Genomic DNA, 9679 nt, shown 5'->3' on the forward strand with positions numbered 1-9679 from the left:
GTAAAGAAAAACCGCACATGGGATAACATCTCCATTTGGAAGTGTGCTGATGACATAGCCAAGGAGAATGGCATAGCTTGTGAATGGTACTGCACTGATAATCCAAATCTGGATCATGTGGAGCAGTCAGATGAAAGCGATCTGGAATTCTTGCGCAAGGTAGTAAAGGATGCTGGTTTTTGTCTTAAAATTGCCACTGATAAAATAATCATCTTTGACGAAGAAAGCCAGGAAAAAGAAAAAGAGACCTTCACATTTTCCCGGCCTGGAGCGGAAAAAGAGGATAACCAAGAGGAGAATGAGCAGGAAAAAATTGAAAAGTTCCTTTCTTACAAGGCCGTGGCCAAGACCCGCGACACCTATAAAGCCTGCCATGTGAAATATAAGAAGGGCAAGGAAAAGAAGGTGATTGAAGCCACTTTTACAGCCCCGGATAAAACCGATGGCAAAACGCTGGAAATCAATGAGCAGGTGGAAAATGTTGCTGAGGCTGAACGACTGGCTCGAAAGAAGCTGAGGGAAAAGAACAAAGATGAAGTAACAGCCAGCTTTACCCTGTATGGTGATCTGAATTTTTCAGCTGGTTTGCTGGTGAAACTGGAGAATTTTGGTAAATTTGATGGAAAGTACATCATTACCAAGGCCAACCATAAACTGGGGGGCGGCTACACAACCAGTCTTGATTTAAGGCGGTGTTTGAATGGATATTGATGAAAAGACCAAAAAGGCCCTGGAAAACCTAATTTTTACAGCCATTGTCTGTGAGCAAAACGCAGCCAAAGGGACTGTAAAAGTTACCAGGGAAGATAAGGCGGACAAGGTTTCAAATGATATGTTTGTGCTGCAACGCGGCACCAAAGCCACCAAAGATTTTTGGATACCGGCTATAGGTGATGAGGTACTTTGTATTCAAGCCCCGAATTTTTCCGGAAAGGGTACTGGTGACGGCTTTATATTAGGAGCCATATACAGTTCTGTGGATGCACCAGTGGAAAATAATCCCGACGTTCGGAGCGTTCATTTTGCTGATGGCAGCTTTGTTAAATCTGATGGCGGCGGGAATATAGAGATTATGGCCACTGGAAATTTTATTGTTAATGCAGCTAATATCTATCTCAATGAATCATAAGGGGTGATGTAATGCCAGCACAAACAAGAATAGGGGATGCGAACACCGGACATGATGCTTGCCCACCGATTACCCTTGCAACGGGTAGCCCAAATGTTTTTATCAATGGCATTCCAGCTGGACGGGTAGGGGATAGCTACAATCCTCATGGTTGTCCAGACCATCCACCTCACAGTGGAGTTATTGCCAGTGGGAGCAGCACCGTTTTTATCAATGGTATTCCAGCGGGGCGGATTGGTGACCCTGTATCATGTGGTGGAAGCGTGGCAGAGGGCAGCCCTAATGTTTTCGTGGGAGGCTGATAAAGTGGGTGTCCAAGTTGGACACAATATTTAAGGCCCTCATTGTATCTTTAGGAGGCTGATAGAGAGTGTATATAGGATATATGGGCGATGTTTCTTTTGAAGTTTCACCGAATCATTTATTGACTCCAACGAAACTGTCCCGGGGAACAAGCTCCAGATGGCAGGAGCACGATTTAATTCTCAAAAAGCCTGTAAGTGAGTTTTTGGGACCGGGTTTGAAACAGACATCCTTTGATATTGTGCTAACAACAGCGCATGGTATTGAACCAGCGGATGAAATCAGCACATTGATGGATATGTGTGAAAAAGGAGAAGTTTTCCCGCTTATTATTGGTGAGAAGCCCGTGAGCGAGAACTATTGGCGCTTGGAGAATGTAAATGTTGGTGAAACCTATTATGATCCAGAAGGCAAATTGATACATGCTGTAGTGAGTGTAAGTCTAAAGGAATATGATGATAGCAATTATAAAGAAGAACAGGCACAAGCAGACTGGTCTGGAGAGGGAAGTTCCTGACTGGTCTATTTTTATGGAGGTGGTAGCTTATGGCGTACTTGGTCACGGCCAACAAAAAACCGTCCATTGAATTTGCTCCGGATTCGGTAGTAAGCGAAGTGCTGCAAAATGTGCAGACGATACTCACTACCATCAAGGGAGAAATTCCGCTGGACAGGAGCTTTGGAATAAATGGCAAGGTTGTTGATATGCCAATGCCAAGAGCCAAAGCCGTATGGAGTAATGAGATATTTAATCAGGTAAAAAAATACGAGCCAAGGGCAAAAATCGAAAGGATAACCTTTGACGGGGAAATAACCGGCAAGCTTATCCCAACCGTGGAGGTGACCATTAGTGAAACTGGCTGATTTACCCAACATTGAATTTGTGAATGTCAATGCTGACGAGGTAGAGGCGGTACTTTTTGAAAGCTATACGAACATTACAGGGCGTACTTTGGCGAAAGCTGACCCGATACGCCTTTTTATATTGTTTGTGGCTGATGTAATAGTGCAGATTCAGAACAATATTAACAATACTGGGAAAATGAATTTATTGAAGTATTCCACTGGTGATTACTTGGATAATCTGTCAGCTCTTTTGGGCGTAACACGCATTGAAGCAAAGGCTGCTACCACCACTATAATGGCAACCTTATCAGCTGAACGTGATGTTGAAACCATTATTCCAGCTGGTACGCGTGTAAGCGCTGGCGGGGACTTGTACTTTGCCACAGATGAATCCCTGACAATAATGGCCGGTGAAACGACCGGAACTGTCGGAGCCACCTGCTTGACCATTGGAACCACTGGTAATGATTTTCAGGCAGGGGAAATCTCCAACATTGTTGACCCAGTGGCTTTTGTGGCTGAAATGGTGAACACTACCAAGAGTGAGGGCGGCAGCAATGTGGAAACAGATGATGCTCTTAGGCAGCGGGTTTTTGAGGCCCCAGAAAGTTTTTCATGTGCTGGGCCCGCCGGGGCTTATGCTTTTTTCACTAAGTCGCTGAACAGCTCCATAGTGGATGTGTCTGTTAGCTCTCCAGAGCCAGGTGATGTGTTGGTGGTTCCACTGCTGTCTGAAGGTGGCATTCCCGAAACAGAGTTTTTGCAGGAAATTGAAGAAGCTCTGTCAGCTGATGATGTGAGACCTTTGACAGATAATTTGAGTGTTGAGGCTCCAACGGTAGTAGATTATGACATTACAGCAACATACTACATTGAAAATGGTATAGATGCCACCACAGTACAGAACAATGTTAACGAAGCTGTCAGCCGATTTGTTGAATGGGAGCAGTCGAAGCTGGGGCGGGATATTGTTCCTTCCAGGCTCGTTCAGTACATTATGGCAGTCAATGGCGTAAAGCGGGTGGAGGTAACAAGCCCAGCTTATACGGCGGTAGGTAATACTGAGGTGGCCAAGGTTGAAACTATTTCAGTAACAATGGGAGGCGGTGAAGATGAATAGACAGGATTATTGCATTGCTGACCGGCTTCCGGAGTCACTGAATCGGGATAATTTGCGGGAAGTGGCTCAGGTCATTGACGAAAAACTGCACGATCTGGATGCGTTAAATGAGCTGATATGCCTGTACCCTCGTATTGATGAGTTATCCAGTGAGCTGGTGGATGCGCTGGCCATACATTTTCATGTGGATTTTTATGATACCACATTGCCACTTGCCAAAAGGAAGGCCTTGGTAAAAAATTCTATTAAATGGCACATGCGCAAGGGTACCAAGGGCGTAGTAAAAGAGCTTATAGCTACGGTCTTTGATTCCGCGGATGTAGAGGAGTGGTTTGATTATAGTGGTGAACCTTACCATTTCAGGGTAAATAACATCGGCTCCGATATTCCCCGGGAGCAGGGGATAGATTATATCATAACGGCCATAAATTCCGTAAAGAATACTAGGTCATGGCTTGACGGCCTTAATTTTACGAGGTCTTTAGAGTCAACATTATATTATGGGGCGGAGCTATCCACGCATAAAAAATATGTAGTCGGGCCTGCTATTCCTACGGATCAGGACGCTGATGTTATGACTTATGCCGGCGCAGGATGGTCAACGTACAAAAAATATGAAGTTGGGATGAAAATTCCTGGCAACCAGGAGGCGGATATAACGCCGTTTACCGTGGGTGCCTGGACTTATCATAAGAAATTCACAGTATCAAAGGAGGAAGATTAATATGTCACAATGGGCAGGCGGTGTACTGACCGCAGCAGGAAGGGCCCTGCAGGCCAAGGTGGAAATTGGCGCAACCCTAAGCCTCACCAGAATAAAGCTGGGTGATGGTACCGAGTCCATGAGTGCCGTGGATGCACTTACGGACCTTGTCAGTCCTAAGACAGTACTTGGTATAAGCTCTGCTACAGCTGCAGACGGGATAGCTACCATTACAGGAGTAATGAGTGCCAGTCAGCTTAATGCGGGTTTTTATTGCAGGGAGTGGGGGCTTTTCGCACAGGATCCGGATGTAGGGGAGATACTCTACATGGTCACAATAGACAGCAACCCGGAATGGCTTCCTGCATCCACGCAGGCCAGCCAGGTAAGCGCAACATATGCTCTAAAGGTAGCAGTGACAAATGCAAGCAGTATCACGGTCAATATTGACCCTGCGGGCCTTGTGGATGCTGATACCTTGGCCAAGGCCTCAAGGCTTCGCCAGATAAATACTGCATACGCTGCAGGCGCGATAGTGTATGATATGCAGCTATCCGCACATCCTGATTGGCGCCTTGAATGCAAGGTTGCGGGCACATCAAGCAGTGCGCTTCTTGACTTATCAAGCGCTGTACTTGGTGACACAGTATCAGATGGCACAGTAACCTGGGTGATAAAGAGGGCATATACCACGGAGGGAGACTTCTTTGAGATAGATACCAATGGCGGCCTGATGCCGGCAGCAGACCCTGTGTACAGTGTTAATTTTGAATTGGATTCTAATGGCGACCTTATGCCAAAAACTATATAAGTAAGAAAGGATGATAATTAATGGCTACAAGAAATTTTGTTCCAAGAAGTAACAACGAGGGTACAATAGGCACATCCGCCAAGAAATGGGCAGGAGGGTTTTTCACCAGCTTGGCTGTAAGCGCTATATCAACTGCGGTAAGCGTAATAGTACCTGCCGCAAACGCCAATGATGCCCAGCCTGCCACGACCAGCTGGGTGAGAAGCCAATTCCAGTCCATACTGTCCACTGTGCTGACCGCAACAGGCGTACAGTACTCCATGGGTACTAATGGGTATATCTGTTTAGGTTCTTTGTTCGGAAATGCAATTCTACAGTGGGGATCTACACTAGTCAGCACAACAGAGACAGTAATAACTTATCCGATTGCATACACATCATATTCTAGAGCTGTTGCTGCGTTGTCATCATCTACTTTAGATGTGTTTCAGGACTGTGTCATTGTACCCGGATTAGAAAATCTTAAAGCGAAAGTTACTTCGACAACACAAATTATGTGCTGGATAGCAATAGGCTATTAACGGCCTATAGCTATCCAAGTTAGCCCAATGGCATTTGACAAATTAGTTCTAAGTTTGATATGAAAAGAACTTCCGGAATCAATGTATCCTCGTGTGTCATATTCATTTGAGCTTTCCGAATATGTTGATGTATTGACCATTATTGCTACGCTATAGCTGCCTGAATTGTTAAAAGATATAGGTAAGGTTACAGTCTCGGTGCTAACAATAGAACTCCTTCCCCACTGTGGCCTATACCGTGGGGAAAGGTCAATATTTTTCAGGTTGATACTCCGGTTAGTTTCCCATTGGCATTTTCCTCAACTCGGTACAGTGTAGCAATATCGCAAATAGATAGCACATATGAGCATTTTCAGGACATATTAATCGGCTCTCAAACTGCAGCAGATTTTACTGCGAGGGTAAGAACCTATGGATTAACTTGTCTGTGGATAGCTATTGGCCATTAATAACCAATTGCTATCCAGTCTATATAACCGATGTAATCATTGCTTATATAAACCGTCCCCTCCGTGGTTGATATACTTCGCTCTGTAATATATCCGCTTCTAGTATCATCGGCGGAGAATGGCACAGCGATAATTCTGACATCGGTACTTGTGAAGCTGATGGGGAATGTTATAGTTCTAGTCTGACCAGTGCCATAGTGCTTTCCCCACTGTAGCCTATACAGTGGGGACGAAATATTATTTCAACTAGCGTAACAACGGTTACTTACCCTATTGCTTTTACTAGTAATGGGATTGTAGTTCTCAAGACTTATGATGACGCAAAACATAATAATCCCACAGAATATTTATTAGGTTATACCCTAACAGGTTTTACTGCGCAGGTACCTACCTATGGCGTAGTAGGGATGTATATTGCCGTTGGATATTAACAGCCAATAGTAAACCATTTATAGGTTGCAGCCACCTGGGAGCGAACATAGAACCTATCCAAACTATTGATAGTTAGGGATAAATATTGCCCACCAACAACTCCTTCCTGCTGGATTTGTGATGCAGCGGCATATAAGTTTTTACTTGGATAAGCAACAGGCAAAGTAACCTCACTTATATAGTGGTCACTGGTTGCTTCCCATGCATAAAAAGATATATCTCCCCACTGTTTATTAATTATGTTATTTCTATTTAGAAAGGATGATAAAAATATGTATTTATGTAAATTTGACGAAGAAGGAAAGCGTATTGCTACAGTGGTAAGTGGCATACACTTTACCACCGAAAAGGACAAGCAGTCCTACCTCAAGGATGGCTATATCGAGACCTCCGACGAGGACTATCAGTACTACATTGGTAACAAGGGTACTGGTAAAAACGGTACCGGTTATGTGCGTGGATCTGATGGTAAACCAGTAGATGCACCAGCATATGAACCAACAACTGATGAAAAGAAGCAGGCTATAATCAGCCAGTACGAATCTGACAAAGAAGTATTAAAAAGCCAGTATGCTGATGCAATGATGGCAGATAATACTGAATTGGCTGATGAATTAAAAGCTGAGTTAGTAGAGTTAAATAATCAGTTTGATAAAGATATTAAGGCTGTGGAGGGATAAGAAATGGCAGTAAAAAAGAGATGTATCAGATGTTTGAAGGTTGTTCGTGCAGACGGCACTTGCCAGAACAAAAACTGTGTTTTGTATGTGCCTGAAAAGGAAGCCAAAAAGACCACCAAGGCCAGTGACAGCAAGGCCTAAGACCACATAACCAAACAGACAAAATCCTAATAACGGGTAAAATACTATAAAAGCCGCCCAGCATGTAGCTATAAGGCGGCTTTTATGGTGCATAAAGTTAAGAACATATTAAGTACAAACACGGTCTATGGCCTTGAGTAATTCACGGACAGATTTATGCGTATACACTCTTTCCGTAATTCCCTCAAGGCTGTGGCCGAGTATCAGCTTGGTAACGGTCCTGTTGATATCAGCAGAGTCTAATAGACTTGCCAAGGTATGACGGCACTCATGTGGTGTGTGCTTCATGCGGAAGTGGTCCATTACCGGATTGAATATCTGTCGTCTGAAGCTCTCATAGCTGTGCCTTGAACCGTCAGACTTACAGCAGATATATTCCCCTGGGCTCTGCATGGCTTCCTCATACCAGGGCAGGAGCTTTTTGGGAATAGGAATGAACCGCCCAGCTCCGGCATCAGTTTTACTGTGCCTTACTATAAAGAATCTACGACGGATTTTTACATCCGTCTTTTTTATATGGCGGTACTCTCCGACTCTGCATCCGGAGTAAAGAAGCATGAGAACGTGTTTTATTTCATAAGGCATGTCGTCAATACCGCGCCACAACTTATTACGCTGTCTAACTGTAAAAGGCTTCTTGATGTGTAGCTTCTTAGGCTTATCAATATCAAGATAGCGGGCATAGTCACGGGTAATAAGGTCATACTTGGCTGCGTATTTATATAACTGCTCCAACAGGCACCGGACTTTCTTTTGAGTTGGATATCCGCATCCAGCTGCACGCACATCATCAATTACCTGGTCGAGGTGCGGAAGCCTGATATCAACAAACTTCACTTTGTGGAGGCGGGAACAATGACGGTAGCTATTACGATAACTTACTCTGGCAGATTCGGAGCGAAGCTCAGGAAAGTGTTTGGCTTTCCAGAGTGCATAAACTTCACTGAAAGTTGTTTTACTGGGGCTAAGCAGGGCAGGGTCCCTGTTGTAGTCAACCAAAAAGGCCATTGCCTCATCGAATGTGGCGAAGTAGCCCAGAGGTTTTTGCCTGCCCTGGATAGTCTTTTTGACCACGTAAGGCCTCCGCCTGGAGCCCTGCAGCCGATAGACCGTACCGAAGCCATTTGGTAATTTCATTTAATCATCTCCTCATATAGAGGATAACAGGGAGGAAGGTAATGAGGAAATTAATATTATCATTAATAGTAGCATACATATTAAGCATATCAGCCTTGTGTTCTGCTGGCGGCATCCATGACCTTCAGGATGCTGTTGGGGAAGATAAGATAGCTCATGCAGCTGTATCTTACGTAATATGCGACCAGCTTAAAAGAAATGCAGGCATGAACGACTTCTGGGCGGCTTTTACCACGCTGTGCATAGGTGCTATAAAAGAAGGACTAATCAATGACCACTGGGACGGTGGAGACTTCGCTGCTGACTGTGCCGGAGTTGCTTTCTATCAGGTTCAATTCTGAGAGGGGGATGATGGGATTGGAAGAATTTTTAAAATTATTAATTTATCCTGCTTGTTTAGTGGCCTTTGGTAAATGGGTTGATTATCGCCTTGCCAAGCAAAAAGAGGAGCAGGAGGCTATATACCGCCACCAGGCAGAAGAGCAGGCCAAGAAACAGCAGCGGGAGGCTGAACGGGACCTTAAAATGGAGCGGATGCAGGATGGCATTTTGGCTGTCCTGCGTGACCGTATTCTCCAATCATGTAATTACTTTATAGCTCAGGGTAAAATATCACAGCTAGCACTTGAGAACATAACAATGATGCACGATGCCTATAAGGCTCTGGGTGGTAATGGCTTATGCGATAGACAATTCAAGACTGTCAATAAGCTAAGAGTGGATACATTTTATTAGCAGGGAGGTGACCATGAATGATACAGTTTGAAAAGGTAAGTCTGACGGACCTTATAGTAATTATTTCCTTGTCACTTGGGTTCATTTTGGCTATTTTCTACGGTGAGCGGGAGCTGGCAATGAGTCTTGCCAGTGGCCTTTTTGGTTATGTTGGCGGCAGTGTGGCCAAGAGCCATGTAAGCAAGAACAAGGAAGGAGCGGAAAATGGTTGACGGCCGTGGCTGGGCAGCACTCGCCGACGCCACGACAAGATTTATAGCAGAGGCAAGATATTACCACTTCTGCGAGGATATATTGATCTTAATTGAGAGGCGGCTCTATCGTGAGTCGCCTTTTCCAATTCACCATGAAAGGAAGGATAAGAAATGCGAAAAGTAACTTTGGCAGAGGTTGCCCAGATGGCTGCCGATGCGCGGGAGAGTATCTGGGCACAGGCTCAGGCAGTAGGCAGGGAACCTAAAATCTACTTACACTGGACCGCTGGTCATTATGGCCAGATGTACACTGATGAGTACCACCTTTCCATTGATCAGGACGGGTCCATCTACAATGAGCATGACCTTGACGAGGTATTGTCCCATACATGGAAGCGCAATACCGGAGCCGTAGGTATCACTTTGGCATGTGCTGTGGGGGCCACCACCCGTGATCTGGGTGACGAGCCACCTACCC

General features: G+C 44.9%; 15 protein-coding genes and 1 pseudogene. 14 read left to right on the forward strand and 2 right to left on the reverse strand.

All coding sequences use genetic code 11. The features are described 5' to 3' along the window. The 8 genes from K6C05_RS02395 to K6C05_RS02430 all read left to right on the forward strand — a co-directional run. Positions 1-711 (forward strand): contractile injection system protein, VgrG/Pvc8 family (locus K6C05_RS02395; RefSeq protein ID WP_296730833.1); only part of this gene is annotated, 711 nt, incomplete at its 5' end. Continuing rightward, positions 701-1129 (forward strand): hypothetical protein, encoded by a 429-nt coding sequence (locus K6C05_RS02400; protein ID WP_296730835.1) that lies wholly within the window; start codon positions 701-703, stop codon positions 1127-1129. The genes K6C05_RS02395 and K6C05_RS02400, both read left to right, overlap by 11 nt. 11 nt (positions 1130-1140) lie before the next feature. Continuing rightward, positions 1141-1431, forward strand: coding sequence for a PAAR domain-containing protein (locus K6C05_RS02405; RefSeq protein WP_296730837.1), 291 nt, complete (start codon positions 1141-1143; stop codon positions 1429-1431). A gap of 83 nt (positions 1432-1514) precedes the next feature. Continuing rightward, complete coding sequence (locus tag K6C05_RS02410) at positions 1515-1949, forward strand: phage tail protein (RefSeq protein ID WP_296730838.1); 435 nt, start codon at positions 1515-1517, stop codon at positions 1947-1949. 29 nt (positions 1950-1978) lie between these two features. After that, positions 1979-2296, forward strand: a complete 318-nt coding sequence (locus K6C05_RS02415; protein ID WP_296730839.1) for a hypothetical protein — start codon at positions 1979-1981, stop codon at positions 2294-2296. Further along, entirely contained in the window at positions 2283-3398 is a 1116-nt protein-coding gene (locus K6C05_RS02420) for a baseplate J/gp47 family protein (protein ID WP_296730840.1), read from the forward strand. The genes K6C05_RS02415 and K6C05_RS02420 overlap by 14 nt, the downstream gene beginning before the upstream one ends. Then, positions 3391-4122 (forward strand): phage tail protein, encoded by a 732-nt coding sequence (locus tag K6C05_RS02425; RefSeq protein ID WP_296730841.1) that lies wholly within the window; start codon positions 3391-3393, stop codon positions 4120-4122. Before K6C05_RS02420 ends, K6C05_RS02425 begins: the two co-directional genes overlap by 8 nt. 1 nt (position 4123) lies before the next feature. Beyond that, positions 4124-4912 (forward strand): phage tail protein, encoded by a 789-nt coding sequence (locus tag K6C05_RS02430; RefSeq protein WP_296730842.1) that lies wholly within the window; start codon positions 4124-4126, stop codon positions 4910-4912. Here K6C05_RS02430 and K6C05_RS02435 read toward each other — a convergent pair. Then, the gene (locus tag K6C05_RS02435; protein WP_296730843.1) at positions 4905-5132 is read right to left on the reverse strand and encodes a hypothetical protein; all 228 of its coding nucleotides are present in this window, start codon (positions 5130-5132) and stop codon (positions 4905-4907) included. The genes K6C05_RS02430 and K6C05_RS02435 overlap by 8 nt on opposite strands. 1454 nt (positions 5133-6586) lie before the next feature. On the opposite strand from K6C05_RS02435, the gene K6C05_RS02440 reads away from it, so the two are divergent. Beyond that, positions 6587-6994, forward strand: coding sequence for a hypothetical protein (locus K6C05_RS02440; RefSeq protein WP_296730844.1), 408 nt, complete (start codon positions 6587-6589; stop codon positions 6992-6994). A 3-nt stretch (positions 6995-6997) separates the two neighbouring features. Beyond that, entirely contained in the window at positions 6998-7135 is a 138-nt protein-coding gene (locus K6C05_RS02445) for a hypothetical protein (protein WP_296730845.1), read from the forward strand. A gap of 108 nt (positions 7136-7243) precedes the next feature. Here the strand turns inward: K6C05_RS02445 and K6C05_RS02450 are convergent, their stop codons facing one another. Next, complete coding sequence (locus K6C05_RS02450) at positions 7244-8272, reverse strand: site-specific integrase (RefSeq protein ID WP_296730846.1); 1029 nt, start codon at positions 8270-8272, stop codon at positions 7244-7246. 41 nt (positions 8273-8313) lie between these two features. On the opposite strand from K6C05_RS02450, the gene K6C05_RS02455 reads away from it, so the two are divergent. From K6C05_RS02455 to K6C05_RS02470, 4 genes and pseudogenes are all read left to right on the forward strand, one after another. After that, entirely contained in the window at positions 8314-8613 is a 300-nt protein-coding gene (locus K6C05_RS02455) for a hypothetical protein (protein ID WP_296730847.1), read from the forward strand. A 16-nt stretch (positions 8614-8629) separates the two neighbouring features. Further along, positions 8630-9007 carry a hypothetical protein gene (locus tag K6C05_RS02460; protein ID WP_296730848.1) on the forward strand — a complete coding sequence of 126 codons (378 nt, stop codon included), beginning with the start codon at positions 8630-8632 and terminating at the stop codon, positions 9005-9007. Positions 9008-9024: 17 nt separating this feature from the next. After that, positions 9025-9219 carry a hypothetical protein gene (locus K6C05_RS02465; protein WP_296730849.1) on the forward strand — a complete coding sequence of 65 codons (195 nt, stop codon included), beginning with the start codon at positions 9025-9027 and terminating at the stop codon, positions 9217-9219. Positions 9220-9372: 153 nt separating this feature from the next. Further along, positions 9373-9679, forward strand: a pseudogene (locus tag K6C05_RS02470) (N-acetylmuramoyl-L-alanine amidase); the annotation flags it as partial.

It is taken from the genome of Anaerovibrio sp. (assembly GCF_024697385.1).
GTDB lineage: Bacteria > Bacillota > Negativicutes > Selenomonadales > Selenomonadaceae > Anaerovibrio.